Genomic DNA, 25,279 nt, shown 5'->3' with positions numbered 1-25,279 from the left:
CGTGAGTCCGCAAGGTGCCGCGCGGAGTCTTCGCGGGCACTACATTGGTCGCAACCGGGTGGGCTTACCCACCCTCGGCAGGTCCTAACCGCGCCTAAGGAAACGAACATGACTCCGGTAACCAGCACCAGGCCGGCCGGCAAGCTCACTGACCCTCAGGAGACGCCGGAACGCCCCTCCCTCGCCGATCTCGCCGCGCTCGGCGCGGAGGAGCTCGCCGCCCGCCTCCAGCGCGCGCTCCCCGGTGCGGACTCCGGCCTCGTGCCGGTCGCCGCCTTCAACTCCTCGATCTGACCGACCGGGACCTCCGAGCGGAACCCAGACCGAGCCGAACCGAACAGTCCCAGCTCCATGACGACGTCGATTCCGCTGCCGTTGACGCAGTTCGTGGTCAAGATGCACAGCAGGTGCGATCTGGCCTGCGACCACTGCTACGTCTACGAGCACGCGGACAGCAGCTGGCGGTCCCGGCCGAAGGTCATCGCGGACGGGATCCTGGCCAAGGCCGCCGAGCGCATCGGTGAGCACGCGGCCGCCCACCGGCTGCCCGCCGTCCGGGTCGTCCTGCACGGGGGAGAACCCCTGCTCGCCGGCCCGGACCGGTTGCGCCGGGCCGCCGAGGCGCTCCGGGCGGCGCTCCCGCCCGGCTGCGTGCTCGACCTGCGCATCCACACCAACGGCGTGCTGCTGGACCGGGCCTTCTGCGCGCTGTTCGCGGAGCAGGGCATCAAGGTCGGCATCTCACTGGACGGCGACCGGGCCGCCAACGACCGCCACCGGCGGTTCGCCGACGGGCGCAGCAGCCACCCGCAGGTGCTGCGGGCGGTCGGTCTGCTGAACGAGCCCGAGCACCGGCACCTGTTCGCCGGGCTGCTGTGCACGATGGACGTCGCCAACGACCCGGTGGCTGTCTACCGGGCACTCGCCGAACTCCGGCCGCCCGCCGTGGACTTCCTGCTCCCGCACGCCACCTGGGACGAGCCGCCCGCCCGTCCGGCGGCGCTGGGCGCCACCCCGTACGCCGACTGGCTGCTGACCGTCCACAGGCTGTGGGAAACGGACGGGCGGCCGTTCGCCGTACGGACCTTCGAATCCGTGCACCGGACCCTGCGGGGGTTCTCCAGCCTCACCGAGTCGCTCGGGCTGGAACCCTCCGACCTGGCCGTCCTGGAGACGGACGGCACCTTCGAGCAGGCGGACAGCCTGAAGACGGCGTACGACGGGGCGCCCGTCACGGGGATGAACGTCTTCGCGCACAGCCTCGACGACCTCGCCCGCCACCCCGGCATCGCCGCCCGCCAGTCCGGCCTGGCCGGACTGAGCGCGGCCTGCCGCGCCTGCTCCGTGGTGCGCTCCTGCGGTGGCGGGCTGTACGCCCACCGCTATCGGAGCGACGATGGAGGAGGCAGCTTCGACCATCCCTCCGTCTACTGCGGTGATCTCATGACGTTCATCAACGGCATTGCGGGGAGCGGGAGTCCGGTCGGCGTTCCGGCGCAGGCCGGCGAGGCCCCCCGGTCCGGCGCCGAGCCGCTGCTGCCCGGCGCGCTCACCCCGTCACAACTCGACGAGCTCGCCCGCGGATACGGCGGCGCGGAAACCGTCGCCGCGCTCGGCCGCTCCCAACTCGCCCTCACCCGGGCGATGCTGGCCGCCGCCTGGGACGCCTCCGGACAGGGACGGGCCGGGGCGTGGGCCCTGCTGACGGAACTCGACGCGGCGGCCCCCGCCGCCGTGGACGCCGTGCTCGCCCACCCGTACGCCCGCGCCTGGGCCGCCCGCCGGCTCGCCGGGGACCTCCCGGTCGGCCTCGGCCCGCTGGCCGCGCTCGCCGCGGCCGCCGCGGTACGGGCCGGGCGGGGTGACGCGGTGGCGGTGCCCGTGCGCGGCGGCCGGCTGCACCTGCCCACGCTCGGCCGGATCGCCGTACCCGACGGCGAGGCCGTGGTCACCGGGCGGGCGGACGGCTTCGAGGTACGGGCGTCCGACGGAACGGTGCGCACCCTGGAGCCCACCGCCTTGGACGAACCCCTGCGGCGGATCCGGCTGGCCGGCGGCTGGACGGTCGCCCTGGAGGACACCGACCCGCTGCGCGACAGCCACGACCACCCGGTCACCGACCGCCTCTCCGAGGCCGAACTGCTCGACTGGACGGGCGCGTTGCGCGAGGCCTGGGAACTGCTCGGGCGCGACCTGCCCGGGTACGCCGAGGGCATCCGGGCCGGCCTGACGACGATCACCCCGCTGCGCCCCGGCCCGACCGGCCGGGACGTCAGCTCGGCGGCCCGACAGGCGTACGGCGCCGTCGGGATCGCCCGGCCCGCCACCGCGCCGACCCTCGCCCTGCTGCTCGCCCACGAGTTCCAGCACGTCAAGCTCGGCGCGGTACTGGACCTCACGGACCTGTACGACCGGGCCGACCCCACGCTGTACTTCGCCCCCTGGCGGCCCGACCCCCGGCCGCTCGAAGGGCTGTTCCAGGGCACCTACGCCCACCTGGCCGTCACCGAGTACTGGGGCACCCGCACCCGCGCGTACGACGGACTGCCGGGCCCGGCCGCCGACCGGGCGCGCGAACAACTCGCGCTCTGGCGGCGGTACACCGCCGAGGCCGTGGAGCGGCTGGCGTCGTCCGGGGCCCTGACCGGGACCGGCTTGCGCTTCGCCGACGGCATGCGTGCCACCGTGGCACCCTGGCTCGAACTGCCGCTCCCCGCCGCCGCCGAGCAGGCGGCCGACCGGGCGCGGCAGGCACGGGCCGGGGTCTGACCTCCCACTCGCGCCGCCCCGGGACCTCCCTCGCCCGGGGCCCTCAACCCGGGGGAACCGCCATCCTCACCGAACCCCGCGCCGGCAGCGTCGCCGTCGCCTCCCCAGCCCTCCCCCTCGTCCGCGAACTCGTCGACCTCGGTGTCCGCCCGGGCACGGTGCTGCACGTCCAGGCGTCCCTGCGCGCCCTCGGACCGGTGCCGGGCGGGGCGGCCGGCCTGATCGAGGCCCTGCTCGAACTCCTCGGCCCCGACGGCACCCTGGTCGCCTACACCGCCACGCCCGAGAACTCCGCGACCTCCCGCATCCACCAGTCCGCCACCGCCGGTCTCTCCCCGGCGGAGGTGGCCGACTACCAGGCCCGGATGCCCCGCTTCGACCCGGCCGTCACCCCGGCGTCGCCCACCATGGGGGCGCTGTCGGAAGCGATCCGCTCGTGGCCGGGCGCGCTGCGCAGCCGACACCCGCAGACCTCCTGGGCGGCCGTCGGCCGGTTCGCCCGGGAGATCACCGCCCACCACCCGCTGACCTCCCACCTCGGCCCGGAGTCGCCGCTCGGGCGGCTCTACGAACTGGACGCCCGGGTGCTGATGCTCGGAGTCCCGATGGACCGCTTCACCGCCTTCCACCTGGCCGACCTGCGGCTGCCCGACGTGCCGGTGCGCGAGTACCGCTGCGTCGGGGAGGACGGCTGGACGGTGTTCCGCGCCCCCGACCTGGACGACCTCCACTTCGGCGCGCTCGGCACCGAGGTCCTGCGCACCGCCCGCGGCGTCACCACCGCCCGCGTCGGCGGCGCCGACTGCCGGCTCGTGCCGGTCCGGGAGGCCGTCGACCTCGCCGAGGCCGTCCTGCGGCGCGGGCGCCCCTGAAACCCGCCCCGCTCCGCCCCGCCATCGTGTTGCGTGGGACGCCGGCCAGGCCGGCGTCCCACGCACACGGCTTCCTGCCCGGAGCGAGGAGTCGGCCAGGGCCCGTTACGCGCCCTGGCCGTGCTCGGGTTCGTCGTGGATGGTCAGTGTTCCCGCGAGGTCGAGGTCGGCGACCGTGCCGTGCGCCCCGGCGCGGACGAGCAGTACGGCGCCGAGCGCGGTGCTCCAGAACGTCCTGGCCTCCACGCCGAGCGGTCTGCGGGTTCTCCAGCCGCGGCTGTCGACGAGCCGGCCCACGAAACGCTCGGACTGTCGGAACAGCAGCTGGAGGTGCCGGTCGACCACGGGGGCGAGGTCGGGCTTGGAGATCCCGGCGGCGAGTGCTCGCGCGACCGACGGGAGCGAGGGCATGGCCAGGACGGCGCGGGCGATGTTGCGTCGAAACGTCGCCGCGTCGGGGGCTTGGCGACCGAGGCGCTCGATCCGTCGGGCGTCGTGCAGCAGGCCGAGGAAGGCGGCGTGCACGAGGAGCGAGTCCTTGGAACCGAAGTAGTAGGTGACCTGGTTGGGGAAGGCGCCTGCCGCGTTCGCGATCTCCGCGACGCTCAACTCGGCGCCGGGCCGCTCCTCGCAGAGCCGTGCGGTCGCCTCGATCAGCCGGCGCCTCGTCGCGCGACCGCGGTCGCGCGACCGGGCCGCCGTTGACCGGACTTCGGTTCGCTTCTTCTCCACGCCTGAATTGTATGTGATACAACTGGCCGCGTTCGCTTGTATCACATACAAGAAAGGTTCAAGGGCATGCACCGGACTGAAGTCGTCGTGACCGGACTCGGCGCGATCACGCCACTCGGTGGAGACGTGGCGTCCACCTGGAACGCCCTGCTGGCCGGCGAGTCCGGCATCCGCGGCGTGGGCCTGCCCGGCAACGAGGACGCCGGCCTTCCCGACACCGTCGCGGGGACGATGGCGGTCGACCCCGCCGCATCGCTGCCGCGGGTGCGGGCCAGGCGGCTCGACCGCTCGCAGCAGGCGGCCCTCGTCGCGGCGGCCGAGGCCTGGGCCGACGCCGGCTCCCCGCGGGTGGACCCGGACCGGCTCGCATCGGCGGTCGGCACGGGCATCGGGGGCATCCGGACGCTGCTGAAGGAGGACGACGCCCTGGAGGCGGCCGGGGCGCGGCGCGTCTCGCCCCGCACGGTCCCGATGCTCATGCCCAACGCGGCGGCGGCGCTGATCAGTATCGAATACGGTGCGCGGGCCGGCGTCTACACGCCCGTCTCGGCGTGCTCCTCCGGTGCCGAGGCGATCGCCCTGGCGGCCGGGCTCATCCGCGCGGGTGAGGCGGACGTGGTGATCGCGGGTGGGACCGAGGCCGCCATCACCCCGATCACCGTCGCCGGCTTCGCCCAGGCGCTGGCTCTGTCACGGCACACCGCCGAACCCGCCTCGGCCTCCCGGCCGTTCGCCGCGGACCGCAGCGGATTCGTCCTCAGCGAGGGCGCGGCCGTCGTCGTGCTCGAAAGCGCCGAACACGCCGCGGCCCGGGGCGCGCGCGTCCACGCGGTCCTCGCGGGCGCCGGCGTCGCCGCCGACGCCCACCACATCACGGCACCCGCTCCCGACGGTTCCGGCCAGGTCTCGGCCATGCGGAAGGCCCTCGCACGAGCCGGCCTGGCTCCCGAGCGGATCGGCCACATCAACGCCCACGCCACCGGAACCCCGGTCGGCGACCTCGCCGAGGCGCGCGCGATCCGGGAGGTCTTCGGCCGCGCCACCGTGACGGCCCCCAAGGCGGCGCTCGGACACCTCTTCGGCGCCGCCGGCGCGATCGAGGCACTCATCGCCGTCCTCAGCGTGAAGCACGGCGTCATCCCGCCGACCCGCAACCTCACCGAGGCCGGCGTCGGTCCGGACATCGACCTCGACGTCGCCGCGGAGCGACGGGACGTCCCCCAGGAGGCCGTGCTCAGCAACTCCTTCGGCTTCGGTGGGCAGAACGTCTCACTCGTCGTCACCGGCGCACGGCACCGGGCGTCCCGTGCGGTGCCGACCACGCCATGACCCACGCGAACGCACCGCTGTCCGAGGGGCCGTCGCCAATTCAGGAGAGCGGAATTCCGCGCGGTGCTACGGTCGGGCGCCATGAGCTGGCTTCCCGATGACTTCGTCCACCCCGTCCACGTGCCGCTGCCGGACGGGGCCCATCACCTGCGGCCGGTCCGGGAGGCGGACGCCGTGCTCGACTATCCGGCCGTGATGGGTTCGCGCGAGCGGCTGTGGAGCATGTTCGGCCCGGCCTGGGGCTGGCCGGCGGCCACCATGACCTACGAGGCCAACCAGGCCGACCTGTTGCGGCACGAGAAGGAGATCGCCGCGCACCAGTCCTTCAACTACGCGCTGCTCGACGCGGCGGAGACGTCCCTGCTCGGCTGTGTCTACATCGACCCGCCGGAGAAGGCCGGGGCGGACGGCGAGATCGCCTGGTGGGTGGTGGACCGGCTGGTGGGCGGCGAGGTCGAGCGGGCGCTGGACGCCTTGGTGCCGCAGTGGATCGCCACTGAGTGGCCGTTCGAGCAGCCGCGCTTCCTCGGCCGTGGGGTCTCCTGGGAGGACTGGATCGCCCTGCCCGAGCACCCCGGTAGGTGAGCGGCCGCCGCCAGGGGCAGGCGCACGATGCGGGCCCCGTCCACTCGGCGGGGCCCGCGCCCGTGTGGTCAGGTCCTGAAGCCGGCCGCGAGGAGGTGGAGTCGGGCGAGCAGGGCGTCGGCGAGCGGGTAGGAGGCGTCGGCGGCCAGCCAGCGGCTCAGGGCCGTGACGTAGGTGTCGAACACCAGGTCGGCGAGGGCGCTCGGGTTCAACCCCAGCCGGATCTCGCCCTGTTCGTGCCCCCTGAGGGCGGCGGTGACGAACGCCCGGGGGGCCGTCGTGCCGAGGGCGAAGGCAGCGTGGAGCACTCCGCTGTCGTGCAGTTCCTTCGCCAGCGGGTACTCCCGCTCGTTGAGCTCGGCGAGGGTGCGCAGTGCGCTCGCGAGCGCGTCGACGGCGGAGGCGTGCGCCTCGTCCTGCCGGTCCAGGACCTCGTGCCGCTGCTGGACCCAGGCGGTGACGAAGTCCTCCTTGCGGCGGAAGTGGTTGAAGGCCGTCTGGCGTCCCACGTCCGCGCGCCGGGCGATGTGGTCGTAGGTGGTGGCCGCGTACCCCTGGGTGGCGAACAGCTCCAGTGCCGCGGCGAGCAGCCGTTCCCGGGTCGCGGCGCGGCGTTGGTCGTGTCGAGTCGAAGTCGAGGTCACCTGGAAAGTGTACTTGAATACATGAGTGGACTGGAGTACATCTTGTACTCCAGTCCACCTAGCGAGGAGGTCAACCGATGGCCGTCCCGTACACCCTCGGCCTGCACGAAATCGCCGCCGACACCTACGCCTACCTCCAGCCGAACGGCTCCTGGGGCCTCAGCAACGCCGGGCTGATCGTCTCCGGCGGCGAGGCACTGCTCGTCGACACCCTGTTCACCGTCCCGCAGACCCGGGACCTGCTCGGCGCCGTCGCGCGGACCGTCCCGGGGGTCACCGTCGGCACCCTGGTCAACAGCCACAGCGACGGCGACCACTGGTGGGGCAACCAACTGCTCCCGGACGCCACCGTCATCGCCTCCGAGGCCGCCGCGGCCGACATGGCCCGCGACCACCTCCACGAACTCCTCGCCGCGCCCGGCGACCTGCCGCTCCCCCGGGTCGTCCAGGACATGCGGAAGGCCTTCGACTTCACCGGCATCGCGCCCACCCTGCCGAACCGGACCTTCAGCGGCGAGCTGGAGGTCGCCGTCGGGCGGCGCTCCGTCCGGCTGATCGAGGTCGGGCCCGCCCACACCCGGGGCGACGTGCTGGTCCACGTCCCCGACGCCGGGGTGCTGTTCGCCGGGGACATCCTGTTCGTCGGCGGCCACCCGGTGGTCCACAGCGGCCCGGTGGAGCGCTGGATCGCCGCCTGCGACCTGATCCTCGGCCTGGACGTCGACACGATCGTGCCCGGGCACGGCCCCGTCGTCGGCAAGCCCGAGGTCCGCACCTTCCGCGGCTACCTGGAGCGGGTCCGCGACCACGCCGAGCGGGTCCACCGGGTGGGCACCCCGGTGCTGCGGGCGGCGCGGGAGATGGACCTGGACGGCTTCGAGGACTGGGCCGACCGCGAGCGGCTGCTGCTCAACATCGGCGCCGTGTACCGCGAACTGAACGGCGACGGGACCCCGGGGGAGGAGGAACTGCTGCTCGGGCTCGACGAGTTCACCGTTGAGGCCGCCCGGCTGGTGCCGCGGCCGCCCGCCGAGATCGCCGCCCTCGCCGGCCGTCTGGACGGCCCCGCGGCCGCCCTCCTCACCGAGGGCGCCGGGCCGCTGGCGGGCCGCCCGGTGCTCAACGTGCTGGCCACCATCGGCCACCACCCCGACCTGCTGGTCGCCCTCGCGCCCCTGCTCGCCCAGCTCAACCAGGGCCTGCTGCCGTTCCGCGAGCGCGAGTTGGCCGTCCTGCGCACCGCGCACCGCACCGGCTCGACGTACGAGTGGGAGCACCACGTCCGCCTCGGCGCCGCGGCCGGGCTGACCGGGCCCGAGATCGCCCGCGTCCAGGAGGGTTCGGAGCACCCGGACTGGTCGGAGCCGGACCGCACGCTGCTGCGGGCCGTCGACGAGCTGCACGACGGGCACGCGCTCGCCCCGGACACCTGGCGGGCGCTGGTCGAACGGCACTCCGAGGCGCAGGTGCTGGAGCTCCTGGCGCTGGTCGGGACGTACGGGACGATCGCCGGCATCCTCAACACCTGCCGGGTCCCGCTGGACGGCTGGCTCGCCGGGGCGCAGGCGTGACGTGAAGGCGTGAAGCGCGGGCGCGCGGCGCGTGCGCGGGCGTGGGCGCGGGACGACCGCTGCCGACGGCCGACGGAACGGCCTGACCCGCGGACGACGGAGCCGCCCGACCCGCCGGGGCGGCCGGTCGGTTCCGGCCAGCGGCCCCGGACGGGATCAGGAGACGAAGTGGTCGAACTCTCCGGCCTTGGCGCCGAGGATCCAGGCGTTGAACTTGGCGCGGGTGGTGGTGACGACGAGGGCGGGGTCGTCGGACTGCCGGATGTGGACGTGGTCGCCCTCGGAGGCGATCTCGATCCAGTCGCCCCCGTCGCCGCTGGTGCTGGACCTCTGCCAGTCGAGGTGGTCCACGGATGTCCTCCCGGTGGTGCGGTGCGGCCGGAACGAGGGTACTGCTCCCTGTGCACGGGTGGCGGCATCGTTTCGGTCATGTCAATTCGTGCGAGACGTTGTGCTATTCCATTGGGGTGTCAGTCGTTCCTACACTGAAGCCCCGCCGCACGGGGGCTGCGGGAGGCAGGTTTGCCGACGGGCCCGGGGGAGGCGCGTGTGACTGACCGGGGCTGGGACGAGGACGACGCCCGCCCGTACTTCTTCCTCTCCTACGCGCACACCCCCAAGGCCGGTGCGCGGGGCGCGAGCGACCCGAACCACTGGGTCAGGCAGTTGTACCGGGACCTCTGCGAGGCGGTGCTCCAGCTCACCACCGTCCCGGACGGGGCCGCCGTCGGCTTCATGGACGAGTCCATGCACCAGGGCGAGCTGTGGGCCGACCGGCTGTCCGACGAGCTGGCGACGTGCCGGGTGTTCGTCCCCCTCTACTCCCCCCGGTACTTCAACAGCGTTCCGTGCGGCCAGGAGTGGCACGCCTTCACCCGTCGGCCGGTCTATCCGGCCAACCTCGACTCCGAGCGCACCAGCGGCATCGTGCCGGTGCTGTGGGCGCCGATGAGCCGCTACCGGCTGCCGAACGTGGCCAGTGAACTCCAGTTCAACCACACGAGTTTCGGCCCCGAGTACGCCACCGAGGGCCTGTACGCCCTGATGAAGCTCAGCTACTTCCGCTCCGCCTACGAGCTGGCCGTGCACCGGCTGGCGGCGCGGATCGTGCAGGTCGCGGAGGAGACGGTGATCCCGGTCGGGCGGCGGCTGGAGTTCAACGCCCTCCCGAGCGCGTTCAACGTGACCGCCCCGACCAAGCAGCTGCGGATCTCCGTACTCGCCTACCACCAGAACGAGTTGCCCGCCGACCGCAGCCCCGACTACTACGGCGACCGGCGCACCGACTGGCACCCGTACCGGCCGGTCGGCACGCCGATCGCCCAGCACGCGGCGCGGCTCGCCCGGCAGCTGGGGTTCCAGCCGACCGTGCACGAGTTCGACGACGAGGTGGAGTCGATCATCGAGGGCAACGCCGAGGCCCCGGGACTGCTGCTGCTCGACCGCTGGGCGCTGCGCGACCCGCGCCGGCGCGAGCTCGTCCGGCGCTTCGACCGCTCGGACGCCACCTGGGTGAGCATCCTGGAGCCGTTCAACGGCGACGACCCCGAGTGCGCCGAACGCTCCGACGAACTCGGCGACCTGAGCGACGAGACGCTGCGCATCTCCCGGCGGGCGAGCCGCCCCAGCTTCCTCGGCGCCACCGGTCCGACCGGACTGGGCAGCCTGGAGGACTTCGACGACGCGCTGCCCCGGGCGGCGATGAAGGCCAAGTACGCGTTCGAGGGCCGCATGCGGGTCGAACCGGAGGAACCGCCGCCGCCCCGGCCGAGCCTGCGGGACGCGTTCCGCCGCGGCGGAGGCGGGTACGGGCCGGACGGACCTCCGGAGGACCCCTTCGAGGACGACCAGGGCGACGACCGCGCGGGCGGCGACGGTGACGGCCGCCCCATCGGCACCACCCGCCGGAGCCGGCACAACGGCGACGATCCGCACCGCGAGCACGACCCGCACCGCGAGCACGATCCGTCCCGCGAGCACGCCCCGTACCGCGACGACGGCGATGAACCCGATGACGGGATGGCGCCCCTGGGAGGACGAGGACCGCGATGAACGACGACAACCGCACCAGGAACCTCCGCCTCGGCGGGCTCACCGCCGCCGAACTGGCCGCCCAGCGGGAGGCCGAGCGGCGGGCGGCGGAGCAGGACCGCAACGGCCGGATCATCACCTTCTACTCGTACAAGGGCGGTACCGGCCGCACCATGGCGCTCGCCAACACCGCCTGGATCCTGGCCGCCAACGGCTTCCGGGTGCTCACCGTGGACTGGGACCTGGAGGCGCCCGGCCTCGCCAAGTTCTTCCACCCGTTCCTGGACCCGGCCTCGCTGGCCGGTACGACCGGCATGATGGACCTGATCGCCGAGTACCGGGAGGAGGCGCTGCGCCCGGTCGAGCACGCCGAGGGCTGGCACCTGGACTTCGCCCGGGTGCACCCGCACGCGCTCTCGCTCAGCTGGCCGCACTTCCCGGCCGGCGGCAGCCTGGACTTCCTCTCCGCGGGCCAGTTCAACCGCGACTACTCCGAGGCCGTCACCCACCTCGACTGGGACATCTTCTACGACCGCTTCGACGGCGGGCAGTTCTTCGACGCCCTCAAGGCCGACATGGCCAAGCGCTACGACTACGTGCTGATCGACTCCCGCACCGGCCTGTCCGACATCGCCGAGATCTGCACCGTCCAGATGCCCGACGACCTGGTGGTCTGCTTCACCCTCAGCGACCAGTCGATCGACGGCGCCTCCCGGATCGCCCAGCACATCCACGACCGCTACCGCGAGCGCGGCATCCGCATCCTGCCCGTCCCGATGCGCATCGACGAGGGCGAGAAGGAGAAGGCGGACGCCGGCCGCGCCCTCGCCAGGGTCCGCTTCGACGGGCTGCCGACCGGCTACGACGGCGACGAACTCGCCCAGTACTGGGGCTCGGTGGAGATCCCGTACCGGCCGTTCTACGCCTACGAGGAGATCCTCGCGACCTTCGGGGACCAGACCGGCACGCCCACCTCGATGCTGGCCGCCTGCGAGCGGCTCACCTCCATGATCACCGAGGGCCGGGCGGCCGGCCTGCCGCCGATGGACGAGGAGGTGCGGCTGCGCTACGTGGACGCGTTCACCCGCCGCCGCCCGTCGGTGCCCGCGGACCTCTACCTCTCCTACGTCCCCGAGGACCGGATGTGGGCGGACTGGATCGAGTCCGTCCTGAGCCGGGCCGGCTTCCGGGTGCTGCCGCGCGACCTCAGCGCCGGTACCGACCCGCGCGAGGAGACCGAGCGCGGCATCGACTCCGCGTACCGGACGGTCGCCGTGCTCTCGCCCGCCTACCAGCGCTCCCCGCAGGCGCGGGCGCTGTGGGAGTCGGTGGTCAGCTCCGACCCCTCCGGCACCCGGCGCCAGCTGCTGCCGGTCCGGGTCGGCGACGTCCGGCTCACCGCGCCGTTCAGCAACCGCAACCCGGTCGACCTGGTCGGCCGCGACGAGGCGCAGTCCGTCCAGAGCCTGCTGCGCGCGCTCGGCCGCGGCGACACCCCGCTCGGCGACGCGCCCAGCGGCGGGCCGCGCTTCCCCGGCAGCAAGCCCTCGGTGTGGGACGTCCCGCCGCGCAACCCCTCCTTCACCGGCCGCGCCGCCGTCCTGGAGCAGCTGCGCAACCAGCTGCGCGGCGGCATGGCGGCCGTGCTCCCCACCCCGCAGACCCTGTACGGGCTCGGCGGCGTCGGCAAGACCCAGGTGGCGCTGGAGTACGCCCACCGCTTCATGTCCGACTACGACCTGGTCTGGTGGATCGACGCCGAGCAGACCGAGCTGGTCGCCCCGGCGCTCGCCGAACTCGCCCGCCGGCTGGGCCTGCGGGTCGGCGACTCGGTGACCGAGGCCGCCGAGGCCGCCCGGGAGGCGCTGCGGCGCGGGGTGCCCACCTCGCGCTGGCTGCTGATCTTCGACAACGCCGACGAGCCGTCCGAGATCCGCCGGTTCTTCCCCGGCGGCTCCGGCCACATCCTGGTCACCTCGCGCAACCAGGCCTGGACCGGGCACGCCGAGGCGCTGGAGGTCGACGTCTTCACCCGCGGCGAGAGCGTCGAGCACCTGTGCCGGCGCGCCCGCAGCCTCTCCCGCCCGGACGCCGACCGGGTCGCCGAGGCGGTCGGCGACCTGCCGCTGGCCGTCGAGGTGGCCGCCGCCTGGCTGGACACCACCGGCACCCCGGTGGAGACCTACGTCAGCCAGCTGCACGCCGAGGCCGCCCGCGCGCTGGCCGTCGGCCGTCCGGCCGACTACCCGACCCCGGTCGCCGCGACCTGGAACGTGTCGATCGGACGGCTGCGCCAGCAGTCCCCGGCGGCCGTCCGGCTGCTCCAGCTCTGCGCGTTCTTCGCGCCCGAGCCGATCTCGATGAACCTCTTCTACAGCGACCAGATGATCCGGGCGCTGGTGCGCTTCGACGCCGACCTCAGCGACAAGTTCATGCTGGGCAAGGTGATCCAGGCGATCGGCCGGTACGCGCTGGCCAAGGTCGACGCCGGCAGCAACAGCTTCCAGGTGCACCGGCTCGTCCAGGCGGTGATCCGGGCCGGGATGACCGCCGACGAGCAGGAGGTCGCCGTCCACGAGGTGCACCGCATCCTCACCGGCGCCCGACCCGTCCTCGGCGACACCGACGACCCGGCCAACTGGCCCGCCTTCGACGAGATCTGGCCGCACCTGTCGCCCTCCAAGGCGCACAACTGCGACGAGGCGGACACCCGCCAGCTGCTCATCGACCGGGTCCGCTACCTGTGGAAGCGCGGCGAGCTCGACCGCGCCCGCGACCTCGGCCACGCGCTGGACGTGGAGTGGACCGGCAAGCTCGGCGAGGACGACCGGCAGACCCTGCTGCTGCGCTTCCAGCTCGCCAACGTGCTTCGCTCCCAAGGCAACTACGGCGAGGCGCTGGCCCTGGACGAGGACACCCTGGAGCGCCAGCGGGCCCTGCTCGGCGAGCACCACCCGTACACCCTGATGACGGCCGGCTCGCTCGGCGCCGACCGCCGGGCGCTCGGCCGGTTCCAGGCCGCGCTCGACCTCGACCGCGAAATCCTCGACCAGTTCCGCGAGTTGTTCGGCGACGACAACCCGCGCACGCTCTCCATGGCGAACAACCTGGCGATCGACTACCGGCTGGTCGGCGACAGCGAGGCGGCCCGCGAACTCGACCAGGAGACCCTCGACCGCCGCACCGCCGTGCTCGGCCCCAAGCACCCCTACACCCTGTCCACCAAGTCCAACCTGGCCCGCGACCTGCGCGAACTCGGCGACTACCGCGGCTCGGTGGACCTGCTCCAGGAGGTCACCTCCGACCTCGGCGACGTGCTCGACCCGGACCTGCCGGAGAACCTGCGCAACGCCAAGTCGCTGGCCGTCTCGCTGCGCCGGATCGGCCTGCTCGCCGAAGCGCGCCGGATCACCAAGGAGACCTACGAGCGCTACCTGGAGCGCTACGGCGCCGACGCCCCCGACGCGCTCGCCTGCGCGCTCAACCTGGCCGCCGACCACAGCGCCTCCGGCGACAAGGAGGCCGCCCGCGACCTCTGCTCCACCGTCTTCGAGGGCCACCGGCGGCTGTTCGGCGACGACCACCCGTTCACCCTGGCCTGCGCCAACAACCTCGGCATCTACCTGCGGGGCAGCGGCGACGTCCAGGGCGCCATCGAACGCGGCCGGCTCACCGTCGAGGGGCTGAGCCGCTCGGTCGGTCCGGAGCACCCGTACACCCTCAACGCGATGATCAACCTGGCCAACGCGTACGGCGACGACGGACAGCTGGACCGCGCCGAGCGGCTCGGCCGGGCCGCGTACCAGGGGCTGTGCGACCGCTACAGCGCCCAGCACCCGGACGCGGTGGCCTGCGAGGCCAACCTGGCGATCACCCTGCGGACGGGCGGGCGGCACACCCAGGCGGCCGAACTGCGGGCGCGGGCGATCTCCGAGTTGATCCGGCAGTTCGGCGAGGAGCACCCCAACACGGTCTCCGCGCGCGGCTGGAAGCGGATCAACCGGGACCTGGAGCCGCAGCCGGTCTGATCGGGAGGGCCGTCCGGCCCTGCCCGGTCGGGAAGGCCGGGCAGGGCCGGGCGGCCGGGCACACCGGCGAGGCCGGGCCGGCCGGGAAGGGGCGGGGTACGCTGCGAGACCATGACTACCCTGCCCCCGGTCCTGGTCACCCGGCGCCTCGCCCCCGGCGTCGTCGAACGGCTCACCGCGCACCACGCCGCCACCTGCCACGACTCCGACCTGGCGATGGACCGGGCCGGGCTGCTGGCCGCCGTCCGCGGCCGGCGGGCCGTGATCACCACCCTGGACGACCGGGTGGACGCCGAGTTCCTCGACGCGGCCGGCCCGCGGCTGGCCGTCGTCGCCAACCACGCCGTCGGCTACCACAACGTGGACGTGGCCGCCTGCGCCGAACGCGGCGTGCTCGTCACCAACACCCCCGGCGTGCTCACCACCGCCACCGCCGACATGGCCTGGGCCCTGCTGCTGTCCGCCACCCGCCGACTCGGCGAGGGCGAGCGGCTGCTGCGCTCCGGCGAGCCCTGGACCTGGGCGCCGAACTTCCTGCTCGGCCTGGAGCTGGCCGACACCCCGCTGGGCGTGGTCGGCATGGGCCGGATCGGCCGGGCGGTGGCCCGCCGGGCCCACGCCTTCGACATGCCGGTCAGCTACCACAACCGCCGTGAACTGCCGCCCGAGCAGGCCGGGGGCGCCGACTGGAAGCCGCTGGAGGAACTGCTCGCCACCTCCACAGTGCTGGTCGTCACCTGCCCGTTCACCGCCGAGACCCGGCACCTGCTGGACGCCCGCCGGCTCGCCCTGCTGCCGCGCGGCGCGGTGGTCGTCAGCATGACCGCCGGCGTGGTGGACGAGGAGGCGCTGGCCGCCGCGCTGGAGTCCGGCGCGCTGTTCGCCGCCGCCGTGGACAACTTCGAGCGCGAGCCGGCCGTCCCGTCCGCGCTGCTCGCCCAGGAGCGCGCGGTGCTCGCCCCGCACCTGGGCAGCGCCACCGTCCGCACCCGCCAGGCGATGGGCGGCCTGGCGGTGGACAACGTGCTGGCGGTGCTCGGCGGGTCAGCGCCCCTGACTCCGGTGGAGGCCTGAGCCGGGATCGCCCCAGCCCGCCGCCCAGGCCAGGGCGGTGGTCATCACCCGGAACGCTCCGAAGTGCGCGGCTCCCGGCTCCAGGAAGAGCTCGGAGCCGGGGATGTGGTCGGCCAGCCAGCGGGAGTGGTCGACCGGCGAGAACTGGTCGTCCGCGCCGTGCCAGAGCCAGGCCGGCACCCGGACCGACCCGACCTCGAAGCCCCAGTCCGCGGTGAAGGCCAGCACGTCGTCGATCCAGCCGTCCGCGCCGTGCCGGAACGCCTCCCGGTAGTTGCTCTGGAGCATCCGCCGCAGTCCGCTGTCGGCCACCACCTCCCGGTCGGCGGCGGAGAGTTCGGTGCGCAGCCCGTTCAGCAGCCGGACCGGGTCGTCCTTGATCTGCCGGGAGCGGAACTCCATCGCGTCGGCGATCCGGCCGTGCCCGCGCTCGGCCTCCTTGTAGGCGCGGACGTTGGACGGGGTCATCCCCGCGTACCAGTCCAGGCCGGCCGCGTCGCGCGGCGCCAGGCCGACCAGCACCGCCACCCGGCTGACCCGCTCCGGCAGCAGCGCCGCGCAGGCCAGCGCGTGCGGGCCGCCGCCGGAGCGGCCGAGCACCGCGAAGCTCTCCAGCCCGAACTCGTCCGCGATGGTCTTCACGTCCGCGGCCGCCGCGCTCACCCGGCGGCCGAACAGCCGGGTCGAGTCGCCGTAGCCGGGCCGGTCGTAGGAGATCAGCCGGACGCCCAGCCGGTACAGCACGGTGCTGCGCGGGTGCGGGCCGACCCGGCTGCCGGGCATGCCGTGCAGCAGGAAGACCGGACGGCCGCGCGGGTCGCCGAGGGACTCGACGGCGAGAGCGCGGTCGTCCGCCGTTTTGACCGTCCGTAACGACACCTGCGGCCTCCTCAGTGCTCCGGTCAGTGCTCCGGGTCGGTTGCGTGCTCCCGGTCGATGGTGCTGCGTACCTCCCGGCGGGCCTGCCAGGTGGTGTGCTCGCGGGAGATCGCGTCCTCGGCGTCCCGGGCCAGTCGGGCCCAGACCTCCTCGGCCTCCATCGACTCCAGGTCCAGCTGGGCGAGTTGGCGCTGGATCTGCGCCAGCTCCTCGGCCGCCAGGGCGTACGCGGCGGCCAGCGGGCGGTACTGGCGCAGCTGGGCCCAGGCGGCGACCGAGGCGGCCACCGCCGACACCGTGCCCAGCGCGTCGTAGCTGAACGCGCCGAGTGCCCGCAGCAGGGCGAGCGCCAGGCCGAGCGCGGGCAGCAGCACGCCCAGCACCCCGGCCCAGTGCCCGGCGCGGGCGCAGTAGCGGGCCTTGGCGCGGTACCAGTCGTGCTGCAGCTGGATCCGCTCGCCCAGGTACACCTCGCGGCGCACCGCCAGCGGCTGGCCGCGCAGGTCGCGCATCGCCGGGGTGATCTCCACCCCGGCGTCCGGGACGGCCACCGGGCTGTCCCGGAACGCGCCGAGCACCCGGGCGAGTTGGAAGCGGTACAGGCCCTCGGCGTCCGGCAGGGCGCGCGGCGGGGGCTGGTAGGCGTCGGCCCGGACGGCGTACTTCCAGGCGAGCGTCTTCACCGACTCGGCCGCCGCCCGGCCCTCGTACCAGAGGCCCTGCGGGTTCTGCCGGCTGATCACCACCGCCAGCGCGATCGCGCCGAGGTAGGCCGCGGCCGCCGGCCAGGCCCAGGGCTCGCCGTCGGCCGAGCCGGTCGCCGCGGCGACCACCAGCAGGATCAGCTCCCAGGCGGAGAGCAGCACCGAGCGCCGCTGCCCGCGCAGCGAGGCCGAGTCGGCGGCCCAGAAGAACTCCGGGAGCAGCTCCCGCTCGCGCACCCACCCGGTCCGTCCCGCCACAGACGCCATGTTCGGCCCCCACCAGTCGCTCCGGTCGCACCGCTCTCCTGCCCCGGCGGGCTCGCCGGTACGCCTGGTGGCGGCCGGGGCGCCCGGATGTGGCCGGGAAGTCCCGGTGGATTGTCCGGTACTCCCCGTGTTCGCTCCGGCACCCAGCGTGCGGAGGGGTGGTGGGGGCGCGCGGCGGCCGACGGGCGTGCGCGGGCGACCGGCCGGTGTGGACCGGTGCGTGCGGGCCGGCTCCCCGGCGGGCCCGCCGGGTGCGGCTCAGTAGGTGTAGAAGACCCGGTCGGCGTTGTCGGCCATCTGCCGGGCGTTCCACTCGGTGCCGCCCGGGACGTTGCCGGAGCGGAACAGCGGCGGCGCGGGGCACTCCCCGGCGGCCGCCCGGTCGGCCAGCCGGCCGACCGCCGAGGCGACCACGGCCTGCATCAGCGCGCTGGTGACGATGGTGGAGACCGGGCCGAAGGTGGTCTCGGCGCCGGGGTGGGTCAGCTCGCCGTCGCCGACCGCGATCTTGCTGTCCAGCACCACGTCGCAGTGGTCCTTCAGGTAGGTGCCGGTCGGGTGCGCCGAGGCCACCTGCTCCGGGTAGGCGAGAGAGGTCACGCCGACCACCTTGAGGCCGCGGTCCCGGGCGTACCGGGCCAGCTCGACCGGCATCACCTGGCGGCCGGAGAGCGAGATCACGAACAGCAGGTCCCCGGTGGTCGCGGGGGTCAGGTCCAGGGTGGCGGTGGCCAGCCCGGAGACCCGCTCCAGCGCGCTGGACAGCGGCGCGGGCATCACCGTCACCCCGGCCATCCCGGGGACGTTCAGCAGGTTCATCGGGACCAGCCCGCCGGCCCGGTAGACCACGTCCTGGGCCGGCAGCGCGGAGTGCCCGGCACCGAAGGTGAAGACCCGGCGACCCTCGGTCATCGCCTCCGCCAGCAGGGCGGCGGCGGCCTCGATGGTGTCGGCCTCCTCCTCGCGGACCCGCTGGAGGTGGGAGATCGCGGCGTCGAAGTACCGGCCGGCCAGGTCGTTCATCTGCTGCCTTCGCTCTCTGCCGGTGGGGGATCCGGCCGGGTGGGGTGGTCCGGGTGGTCCAGACCGCCGGGGGAGAAAGCTTCGGCGAGCACGGTCGCGCCCCGGCGGCATCGTTGTCAACAGGAACAAAACGGGTCCCCGGAGCCTCAGGGCGAACCCGGTTGTCGGTCCGGTACGTCAGAATTGGCGGTGAGGACACCGAAGAACGGAGCCAGCGGCGATGTCTGGGCTGATCGACACCACTGAGATGTACCTTCGCACCATCCTGGAGCTGGAGGAGGAAGGCATCGTCCCGATGCGCGCCCGGATCGCGGAGCGACTTGAACAGAGCGGCCCCACGGTCAGCCAGACGGTCGGCCGGATGGAGCGCGACGGGCTGCTCCAGGTCGCCGGGGACCGCCATCTCGAACTGACCGAGGACGGCCGCCGGCTCGCCGTCCGCGTCATGCGCAAGCACCGCATCGCGGAGTGCCTGCTCGTCGACGTGATCGGCCTGGAGTGGGAGCAGGTGCACGAGGAGGCCTGCCGCTGGGAGCACGTGATGAGCGAGACGGTCGAGCGCAAGGTGCTCGCCATGCTCGGCCACCCCACCCAGTCCCCGTACGGCAACCCGATCCCGGGCCTGGACGAGCTGGGCGACACCAAGGCCGAGGGCGAGGGCTTCGACGCCGGGCTCGTCCCGCTGGACACCGTCAAGCCCGGCGAGGCCGGGGCCGACGTGGTGGTCCGCCGGATCGGCGAGCCGATCCAGACGGACAGCGCGCTGATGAGCACCCTGCGCCGGGCCGGCGTCCGGCCGGGATCCACGGTCAAGGTGAGTGCCGGCGTCGGCGGCGTGCTGGTCGGCACCGGGGAGAACGCGGCGGAGCTGGGCAAGGACATCGCCCAGCACGTCTTCGTCGCCCAGGCCTGAGGCGCCGGCGCCGGGGCCCCGCGCCAGGGACACAGCCGAGCGGGCCCGCTGCTCTCCCGTGCAGCGGGCCCGCTCGCCTCCCCTTTCCCTCCCGCCCCTCCCCGCTCCCTCCCGTTCCCCTCCGTCGCCGCCGCCCGGCTTCCCCGTCCGAGCGCCCCTGCCGGCGTCCCCACACATCGCAATTCCTCCCCTCGGCCGATCATGGCAATCCTTGAGTGCTGTCACTCGTACGAGGGGCTTTTCCCGTTGACCAGCGGGTACACGGAAGCCTTATCCGGACATGCGTATGACGGGCCCCGTCTCCGGTGGGAGACAAGGCCCGTCACTCGCGCGCGTGGTGTCGCGCGGCGTCCGCCCTCACCCGATCGGCAGAGGGCGGCTGTCCAGGGGGGAGTCGGTCCGGGCGCCGCGGGCCGAGGAGGCCTCGCGGCCGCAGGCGTACGCGAGCGGGGTGACCAGTTCGGCGGCGTCCGGCAGCCAGCGGTTGAGCGCGGAGGGGGAGCGGGCCCACTGGGCGTACCCCAGGGAGCCGATCCGGGAGGGCGGGGCGACCGTCCAGTCGCCCTCGCCGCGGGCGACCAGGTCGAGCCGGCCGGGCGGCCAGCCGAGCCGGCGGAGCAGCTCCGGAAGCCTGGCCGAGACCCCGGGCAGCACCAGGAAGTGCAGCCGGCGCCCGATCCGCCCGGGTGCGGCGGGCTGGACCACCACCGGACCGAGCTGGAGGTCCATCCGCTCCATCCGGGCGAGTGCCAGGCAGCCGGCCGTCTCCGGGACGTCCAGGACGTCGAAGGAGCGGCCGGTGGGCAGCAGGATCGAGGCCTGCGGCTGCTCGGTCCACCAGCGCCGTACGGCGCCGGGGCCGGCGCTCGCCGTCCTCGCCCAGTCGTCGTCCAGCGGGTGGGCGCCCGGGAGCGTGCAGCGCCGGTCGCCGCAGGAGCAGCGGACGCCGCCGTCGCCGTCGTCGACCAGCCAGGCGCCCGGGGCGACCTCCCAGTGGCGGGTCTCGGCGTAGCCGACGGCTTCGACGAGTAAGGGGGGCGGAGTGGCTCTCTCGTTCCGGCGTGCGGCGCCGGAGGCGTCGGGGATGTCTTCCACGGGGTGCTCAACTACCGTGTGTGAGGCTGGTTACGGCCCTGGGGCGCCCGGTTGGGTGCATCCCGGCAATGTCACCCGTTCCGGTTAGTCGACCGAGTTGAAGGGCCCGAGGGCAGGCGCAGCGGGGGCGCACAGGAGCATTTACCAGGGCGCAAGGGGGGTGCGGTTCGTCACCGTGGGTATCCCGCTGGCGTTGCTGATCGCTAACCTGGTGTCAGATTCCTTGGACGGTCGGACAGTCGGCAACAGATCAGCAGAATCGTCGCCCGCCGGCCGGGACCGGAGGGTGTGGGGAGGCGAAGCCCAATGGCCGCGAGACCACTCGTCGCACGACAGCCCAACGAGCGTCTGCAGCAACTGATCCAGGAGGCCAGCTGCTCCAACGCCGGTCTGGCCCGGAGGGTCAACCTCTGCGGTGCCGAACACGGGCTCGACCTTCGGTACGACAAGACCTCCGTCGCCCGCTGGCTGCGAGGGCAGCAGCCGCGCGGGCAGGCACCGGCCGTGATCGCCGAGGCCCTGGGGCGCAAGCTCGGCCGCAGCGTGTCGGTCGAGGAGATCGGCATGGCGGACGGCAAGAACCTGAGCTCCGGCATCGGGCTCCAGTTCGCGCCGACCATCGGCGCCGCCCTGGAGCAGGTGTGCGAGCTGTGGCGCAGCGACGTCGGCCGGCGGGACTTCCTGACCGGCGCGACGGTGGCCGCCTCCGCGCTGGTGGAGCCCAGCCGGGACTGGCTGATCACCCCGCCGGACCCGGTGGTGGCGCGGGCCGGTGGCCCCCGGGTCGGTCCGACCGACGTGGCCGCGATCAGGGCGACCACCGCGATGCTGGTCGACCTGGACCACCGCTTCGGCAGCGGCCATGTGCGCCCGGTGGTGGTGCACTACCTCAACTCGGTGGTCTCCGGCCTGCTCGGCGGCGCCTACCGGGAGGAGACCGGTCGCCAACTCTTCGCCGCCGTGGCCAGGTTGACCGAACTGGCCGGGTACATGGCGGTGGACACCGGGCAGCCCGGGCTCGCCCAGCGCTACTACATCCAGGCGCTGCGGCTGGCCCAGGCCGCCGACGACCGCGGCTACGGCGGCTACGTGCTGGCCGCCTCGATGAGCCACTTGGCCGCCACCCTCGGCAACCCGAGGGAGATCGCCCAACTCGCCCGCGCCGCACAGGAGGGCGCCCGTTCGGTCGCCACCCCGACGGCGATGGCGATGTTCTACGCCGCCGAGGCCCGCGGCCACGCCCTGCTCGGCGACGCCCGCTCCTGCGAGGCGGTGTCGGCGAGGGCGCTGGAGATGATGGAGAAGCGCCGTCCCGAGGACGACCCGGACTGGATCGCCCACTTCGACGACGCCTACCTCGCGGACGAGCTGGCCCACTGCCACCGGGACCTGGAGCAGGCCGGTCCGGCCGAGCACTACGCGCGCCGGGCGCTCGACCTGCACCCGCCGACCCGGGTCCGGCGCCGGGCGGTGGACCTCGTCCTGCTGGCCACCGCCCAGCTCCAGCAGCGGGACCTGGAACGCGCCTGCGAGACGGGCACCCAGGCGGTCCGGCTGCTGAGCGGGCTGCGCTCCAACCGGGGCGTGGAGTACCTGGACGAGTTCCGGCGCAGGCTGGAGCCGTACCGGGAGCAGCGGGTGGTCCGCGAGTTCCACGCGCGGGCGGACGCCGAGGCCGCCTGACCGCGGGCCCGTCTCCGTCCTCGGGCCCGGGGGAGGCCCGAGCCGGGGCGGCCCGCGTCCGGGGGAGGCCCGAGCCGGGGGCGGCCCGAGCCCCGAGCAGCCGCGGATCGTCTGTGCAGGGAGCGTGACGGATGTCCCGCCCACGTGGTCACCCGGTGAGGCGAACCGGTAGCGTGGGCGCGACGTCCAAGGAACTGTGATGCTCCCAAGAACCGACGAGATGTGGTCCGCCGTCAGTGCGCGGTCCTGCACAGGTGAGGAATCGCGTTGAGTCAGCGCCGCTCGTACCCGAACTCCGGTGACTTCAACCTGGACGACCTGTTCCGCCCCGAGCCCGGGCAGCCCCAGGGGCAGCCGGGCCAGCCGCAGGCCCACTCGGCCGTGCCGCCGGTGGGCCGGCCGTCCGGGCAGCCGGAGTACCTCGGCGAGGGCGGGCACGCGCTGCCGACCCAGGCCATGCCCGCGCAGCCGATGCCCGGGCCGGGCGCCTCGTGGGGCGGGCAGCAGCCCGGCTACGGCGCTCCGCAGCCCGGTTACGGGGCCCCGCGGCCCGAGCCGGCCCCGGAGACCCAGCACCTGCCGCCGTACCCCGCGGGGGACCCGCACGCGGCCGGCTACCCGGCGGCGCAGGCCCAGCCCGGCTACCCGCAGCCGCAGCCCGCGCCGGGGTACCAGGGCTATCCGCCGGCCGCCCAGCCGCAGCCGGCCCACCCGGCGCAGGACTACCACCAGGGCTACGCCCCGGAGCAGGGCCAGGACTACGGGCAGGGCTACGACCGGGGGTTCGACGCGACCCAGGGCGGCGGCTCGGGGCGCGGCGGACGCCCGTCCACCAAGCTGATCGTCGGTGGTGTGGTGGCGGGCTGCGCGGCGGCCGGCATCCTGGTCGCCGTCCTGATGGGCGGCGGGGACGAGCCCAAGGGCGACGACAAGAAGAACACCCCGGTGGCCGCCACCGGGAGCACCTCCGCCACCCCCGGGGCGCCGAGCGCGAGCGGTTCCGGCGCGGCCGTCGACCCGGACGTCAAGGCCCAGGCGCAGCCGCTGTCGGACCTGCTGGGCACCGCGAGCGACAGCCGCAGCTCGGTGGTCTCCGCGGTCGCCTCGGTGCAGAAGTGCGACAAGCTGCCCGAGTCCCAGCAGGCGCTGACCGCCGCGGCCGGCAAGCGGCGCGAGCTCCAGAGCAAGCTCGGCCAGCTGAAGACCGACAAGCTGCCCGGCGGCCAGCAGCTGGTGGAGCAGCTCAACGCGGCCTGGACGGCCTCGGCCCAGGCCGACGACGAGTACGCGGCCTGGGCGCAGGACGCGCAGGGCTCCTGCGACGCGAAGAAGCAGGACAACCAGCACTACAAGAACGCCGTCCAGGCCAGCGGCACCGCGACCACCGCGAAGAAGCAGGCCTCCACGCTCTGGAACGCGATCGCCGGCCAGACCGGGCTGCCCAACAAGAGCGACGGCGACCTGTGAGCGACGGCCGGTGAACGTCGAGGGGGGCCGGCCCGAAGGCCGGCCCCCCTCGCGCCGGGCGCGGTCCCGGTCAGGCCGGCGGCCGGCCCCCGGTGAGTGCCCAGCGGATGTCGACGAAGCCCGGCTGCTGCAGGGTCATCCGGCCGTTCTTGACCACCTGGTAGGTGACCCAGGTGTTCACCAGCCGCGGCGATCCGCTGCTGGGGAGCATGTTGGTGGTGCCCCAGGCCAGCGGCGGGGTGATCCCCACGTCGATGCCCTCGCCGCTGTCCAGCAGCGAGGTGACCGACTTCGAGGTGACCGGCTTGCCGGACTCCGCCAGCTTCTGCACCGCCGTCCGGAACACCTCGTAGGCGACCCAGGTGGTCTGCACGCCCGGGTCGGCGACGTCGATGGGGTGTCCGCCGGTGGAGTCGGTGAGCGCCACCGCGCGCAGCCCGTCCCAGATCTTCGCCGACTCCGGCGGGTACCAGCTGGTGACGTAGGCGCCGCCGAGCGGGCCGGTGTCGCCGCCGGTGGAGTCCACCACCGACTGCTGGACGCTGCCGATGATCGAGGCGATCCGGGTGTTCTTCGGGTTCAGCCGCCGGTAGGCGTCCAGCAGGTTGCCGGTCGGTTCGGCGGCCAGGGCGACGCTGACGCAGGTGCCCGCCTCGTCCTTGCCGATCGCCTTGCGGACCACCGGGGTGTAGTCGGAGGACTGCTCGGGCGCCTTGACGTCGGTCAGCTTGATCCCGGCCGGCCGCAGCGCGGTGCCCAGGTAGCCGAGCAGGTTGTCGCCGGCCGGGGTGTCCGGGCGGACCAGGGAGACGGTCTTGCACCCGGCGTCCACCAGCTGGCGGCCGTTGCCCGCGATCAGTGCGGGCAGGCCGCCGTCCACCGGGTAGGACAGCGGGCTGGCGAACTCCGGCTGGGAGAGGCCGTAGCCGCCGATCAGCGGGATGCCGGCGCGCTCCAGCACCGGCATGAACGCCTCGCCCCACTGGCTGTAGGAGCCGATCACGGCGACCACCTTGGCGTCCACCGCCTGCTGGGCGCAGGCGCGGGCGCCGTCCGCGGTGTTGTGCTCGTTGCAGGTCAGCACGCGCAGCCGGTGGCCGTTCACACCGCCCTTGGTGTTGACGTCCTTGCCGATGGCGGAGGCGAGCGCGGTCATGCCGGGGCGGTCGGCGGCGCCCGTGCCGGCCGGGGCCCAGGTCATCACGGTCAGTTCGCTGCCGCTGGTCGAAGCATCGGCCGATCCGCCGCACGCGGAGGCCATGAAGAGGGTGGGGAGCAGGGCCGCGGCGGTGGCGGCGGCTGCGATCGGGCGTCGGCGGCGGCGTCGCCCGGTCTGGGGACGGGCCTGGAACGAGTCCCTCCGGCTGGTCATCGGTATTCCCTCTCTGGGCGCCCTCCGGCGCACCGGAGCAAGCCAAGCCCCGGCGGCACAAGCCGAGAGGGCCGAAGTGCGAACGGGCGGCGAACGGCGGCCGAACTCCGGGGCGGTACGCGTGTAGATCGCGAGTGGAGTACGAACAGGCGGGGAACGTACGATCGTTCACCATGTCCGCCAGCACAGATTCTTCGTATCGGTCCGCCCGAAACCCTTCTCGTCCGGGCCACCGCTCCAG

Annotated in this window: 20 protein-coding genes; 12 read left to right on the top strand and 8 right to left on the bottom strand. The window is 73.9% G+C overall.

Annotation, left to right across the window (positions count from 1 at the left end; all coding sequences use genetic code 11):
* Positions 1 to 108: 108 nt before the first annotated feature.
* The 3 genes from ACWD4P_RS00405 to ACWD4P_RS00395 all read left to right on the top strand — a co-directional run bounded on the left by ACWD4P_RS00405 (position 109) and on the right by ACWD4P_RS00395 (position 3,641).
* On the top strand, positions 109 to 294 hold the full coding sequence (locus tag ACWD4P_RS00405) for a hypothetical protein (protein ID WP_359823296.1): 186 nt from the start codon (positions 109 to 111) through the stop codon (positions 292 to 294).
* A gap of 57 nt (positions 295 to 351) precedes the next feature.
* On the top strand, positions 352 to 2,769 hold the full coding sequence (locus ACWD4P_RS00400) for an FxsB family cyclophane-forming radical SAM/SPASM peptide maturase (RefSeq protein ID WP_449778094.1): 2,418 nt from the start codon (positions 352 to 354) through the stop codon (positions 2,767 to 2,769).
* 158 nt (positions 2,770 to 2,927) lie between these two features.
* Complete coding sequence (locus tag ACWD4P_RS00395) at positions 2,928 to 3,641, top strand: aminoglycoside N(3)-acetyltransferase (RefSeq protein WP_449778093.1); 714 nt, start codon at positions 2,928 to 2,930, stop codon at positions 3,639 to 3,641.
* A 105-nt stretch (positions 3,642 to 3,746) separates the two neighbouring features.
* On the opposite strand, the gene ACWD4P_RS00390 is transcribed toward ACWD4P_RS00395, so the two are convergent.
* Positions 3,747 to 4,373 carry a TetR/AcrR family transcriptional regulator C-terminal domain-containing protein gene (locus ACWD4P_RS00390; RefSeq protein WP_449778092.1) on the bottom strand — a complete coding sequence of 209 codons (627 nt, stop codon included), beginning with the start codon at positions 4,371 to 4,373 and terminating at the stop codon, positions 3,747 to 3,749.
* A 66-nt stretch (positions 4,374 to 4,439) separates the two neighbouring features.
* On the opposite strand from ACWD4P_RS00390, the gene ACWD4P_RS00385 reads away from it, so the two are divergent.
* Both ACWD4P_RS00385 and ACWD4P_RS00380 read left to right on the top strand, forming a co-directional pair.
* Positions 4,440 to 5,702 carry a beta-ketoacyl-[acyl-carrier-protein] synthase family protein gene (locus ACWD4P_RS00385; protein WP_449778091.1) on the top strand — a complete coding sequence of 421 codons (1,263 nt, stop codon included), beginning with the start codon at positions 4,440 to 4,442 and terminating at the stop codon, positions 5,700 to 5,702.
* A gap of 81 nt (positions 5,703 to 5,783) precedes the next feature.
* On the top strand, positions 5,784 to 6,287 hold the full coding sequence (locus ACWD4P_RS00380; protein WP_359823307.1) for an N-acetyltransferase: 504 nt from the start codon (positions 5,784 to 5,786) through the stop codon (positions 6,285 to 6,287).
* 68 nt (positions 6,288 to 6,355) lie between these two features.
* Here the strand turns inward: ACWD4P_RS00380 and ACWD4P_RS00375 are convergent, their stop codons facing one another.
* Positions 6,356 to 6,931 (bottom strand): TetR/AcrR family transcriptional regulator, encoded by a 576-nt coding sequence (locus ACWD4P_RS00375; protein WP_449778090.1) that lies wholly within the window; start codon positions 6,929 to 6,931, stop codon positions 6,356 to 6,358.
* A gap of 77 nt (positions 6,932 to 7,008) precedes the next feature.
* Here ACWD4P_RS00375 and ACWD4P_RS00370 point away from each other — a divergent pair, with 77 nt between their 5' ends.
* Positions 7,009 to 8,502, top strand: coding sequence for an MBL fold metallo-hydrolase (locus ACWD4P_RS00370; RefSeq protein ID WP_449778089.1), 1,494 nt, complete (start codon positions 7,009 to 7,011; stop codon positions 8,500 to 8,502).
* A 156-nt stretch (positions 8,503 to 8,658) separates the two neighbouring features.
* Here ACWD4P_RS00370 and ACWD4P_RS00365 read toward each other — a convergent pair whose 3' ends face one another.
* The gene (locus tag ACWD4P_RS00365; RefSeq protein WP_359823313.1) at positions 8,659 to 8,853 is read right to left on the bottom strand and encodes a DUF397 domain-containing protein; all 195 of its coding nucleotides are present in this window, start codon (positions 8,851 to 8,853) and stop codon (positions 8,659 to 8,661) included.
* A gap of 198 nt (positions 8,854 to 9,051) precedes the next feature.
* On the opposite strand from ACWD4P_RS00365, the gene ACWD4P_RS00360 reads away from it, so the two are divergent.
* The 3 genes from ACWD4P_RS00360 to ACWD4P_RS00350 all read left to right on the top strand — a co-directional run bounded on the left by ACWD4P_RS00360 (position 9,052) and on the right by ACWD4P_RS00350 (position 15,635).
* On the top strand, positions 9,052 to 10,554 hold the full coding sequence (locus ACWD4P_RS00360) for a TIR-like protein FxsC (RefSeq protein WP_359823315.1): 1,503 nt from the start codon (positions 9,052 to 9,054) through the stop codon (positions 10,552 to 10,554).
* Positions 10,551 to 14,561 (top strand): FxSxx-COOH system tetratricopeptide repeat protein, encoded by a 4,011-nt coding sequence (gene fxsT / locus ACWD4P_RS00355; protein WP_449778088.1) that lies wholly within the window; start codon positions 10,551 to 10,553, stop codon positions 14,559 to 14,561. The genes ACWD4P_RS00360 and fxsT overlap by 4 nt, the downstream gene beginning before the upstream one ends.
* Positions 14,562 to 14,672: 111 nt before the next feature.
* Positions 14,673 to 15,635, top strand: coding sequence for a 2-hydroxyacid dehydrogenase (locus tag ACWD4P_RS00350; RefSeq protein ID WP_449778087.1), 963 nt, complete (start codon positions 14,673 to 14,675; stop codon positions 15,633 to 15,635).
* On the opposite strand, the gene ACWD4P_RS00345 is transcribed toward ACWD4P_RS00350, so the two are convergent.
* The 3 genes from ACWD4P_RS00345 to ACWD4P_RS00335 form a co-directional block, all read right to left on the bottom strand.
* On the bottom strand, positions 15,606 to 16,514 hold the full coding sequence (locus ACWD4P_RS00345; RefSeq protein WP_359823319.1) for an alpha/beta fold hydrolase: 909 nt from the start codon (positions 16,512 to 16,514) through the stop codon (positions 15,606 to 15,608). The two genes, ACWD4P_RS00350 and ACWD4P_RS00345, sit on opposite strands and share 30 nt — an antisense overlap.
* 23 nt (positions 16,515 to 16,537) lie before the next feature.
* On the bottom strand, positions 16,538 to 17,476 hold the full coding sequence (locus ACWD4P_RS00340; protein ID WP_449778086.1) for a DUF4231 domain-containing protein: 939 nt from the start codon (positions 17,474 to 17,476) through the stop codon (positions 16,538 to 16,540).
* Between the two features lie 267 nt (positions 17,477 to 17,743).
* Positions 17,744 to 18,508 carry an SIS domain-containing protein gene (locus ACWD4P_RS00335; RefSeq protein WP_359823324.1) on the bottom strand — a complete coding sequence of 255 codons (765 nt, stop codon included), beginning with the start codon at positions 18,506 to 18,508 and terminating at the stop codon, positions 17,744 to 17,746.
* 220 nt (positions 18,509 to 18,728) lie between these two features.
* On the opposite strand from ACWD4P_RS00335, the gene ACWD4P_RS00330 reads away from it, so the two are divergent.
* Complete coding sequence (locus ACWD4P_RS00330; protein ID WP_359823327.1) at positions 18,729 to 19,421, top strand: metal-dependent transcriptional regulator; 693 nt, start codon at positions 18,729 to 18,731, stop codon at positions 19,419 to 19,421.
* Between the two features lie 357 nt (positions 19,422 to 19,778).
* On the opposite strand, the gene ACWD4P_RS00325 is transcribed toward ACWD4P_RS00330, so the two are convergent.
* Complete coding sequence (locus ACWD4P_RS00325) at positions 19,779 to 20,516, bottom strand: bifunctional DNA primase/polymerase (protein WP_449778085.1); 738 nt, start codon at positions 20,514 to 20,516, stop codon at positions 19,779 to 19,781.
* A gap of 306 nt (positions 20,517 to 20,822) precedes the next feature.
* On the opposite strand from ACWD4P_RS00325, the gene ACWD4P_RS00320 reads away from it, so the two are divergent.
* Both ACWD4P_RS00320 and ACWD4P_RS00315 read left to right on the top strand, forming a co-directional pair.
* On the top strand, positions 20,823 to 22,199 hold the full coding sequence (locus ACWD4P_RS00320; protein WP_359823328.1) for a tetratricopeptide repeat protein: 1,377 nt from the start codon (positions 20,823 to 20,825) through the stop codon (positions 22,197 to 22,199).
* Between the two features lie 267 nt (positions 22,200 to 22,466).
* Positions 22,467 to 23,666, top strand: a complete 1,200-nt coding sequence (locus ACWD4P_RS00315) for a hypothetical protein (RefSeq protein WP_449778084.1) — start codon at positions 22,467 to 22,469, stop codon at positions 23,664 to 23,666.
* Positions 23,667 to 23,736: 70 nt separating this feature from the next.
* On the opposite strand, the gene ACWD4P_RS00310 is transcribed toward ACWD4P_RS00315, so the two are convergent.
* The gene (locus ACWD4P_RS00310) at positions 23,737 to 25,038 is read right to left on the bottom strand and encodes an ABC transporter substrate-binding protein (protein WP_359823332.1); all 1,302 of its coding nucleotides are present in this window, start codon (positions 25,036 to 25,038) and stop codon (positions 23,737 to 23,739) included.
* Positions 25,039 to 25,279: the final 241 nt, after the last annotated feature.

The organism is Kitasatospora sp. NPDC002543 (assembly GCF_053594915.1).
Note: the sequence above shows the minus strand (reverse complement) of the source record. Positions and strands in the feature narration are given on the sequence as shown.

What these genes read in the sequence shown, in the direction of transcription:
- ACWD4P_RS00385 (WP_449778091.1), top strand. Translation starts at nt 4,440, where the DNA reads ATGCACCGGACTGAAGTCGTCGTGACCGGACTCGGCGCGATCACGCCA.
- ACWD4P_RS00350 (WP_449778087.1), top strand. Translation starts at nt 14,673, where the DNA reads ATGACTACCCTGCCCCCGGTCCTGGTCACCCGGCGCCTCGCCCCCGGC.
- ACWD4P_RS00405 (WP_359823296.1), top strand. Translation starts at nt 109, where the DNA reads ATGACTCCGGTAACCAGCACCAGGCCGGCCGGCAAGCTCACTGACCCT.
- ACWD4P_RS00400 (WP_449778094.1), top strand. Translation starts at nt 352, where the DNA reads ATGACGACGTCGATTCCGCTGCCGTTGACGCAGTTCGTGGTCAAGATG.
- ACWD4P_RS00320 (WP_359823328.1), top strand. Translation starts at nt 20,823, where the DNA reads ATGGCCGCGAGACCACTCGTCGCACGACAGCCCAACGAGCGTCTGCAG.
- ACWD4P_RS00310 (WP_359823332.1), bottom strand. Translation starts at nt 25,038, where the DNA reads ATGACCAGCCGGAGGGACTCGTTCCAGGCCCGTCCCCAGACCGGGCGA.
- fxsT (WP_449778088.1), top strand. Translation starts at nt 10,551, where the DNA reads ATGAACGACGACAACCGCACCAGGAACCTCCGCCTCGGCGGGCTCACC.
- ACWD4P_RS00380 (WP_359823307.1), top strand. Translation starts at nt 5,784, where the DNA reads ATGAGCTGGCTTCCCGATGACTTCGTCCACCCCGTCCACGTGCCGCTG.
- ACWD4P_RS00330 (WP_359823327.1), top strand. Translation starts at nt 18,729, where the DNA reads ATGTCTGGGCTGATCGACACCACTGAGATGTACCTTCGCACCATCCTG.
- ACWD4P_RS00335 (WP_359823324.1), bottom strand. Translation starts at nt 18,508, where the DNA reads ATGAACGACCTGGCCGGCCGGTACTTCGACGCCGCGATCTCCCACCTC.
- ACWD4P_RS00370 (WP_449778089.1), top strand. Translation starts at nt 7,009, where the DNA reads ATGGCCGTCCCGTACACCCTCGGCCTGCACGAAATCGCCGCCGACACC.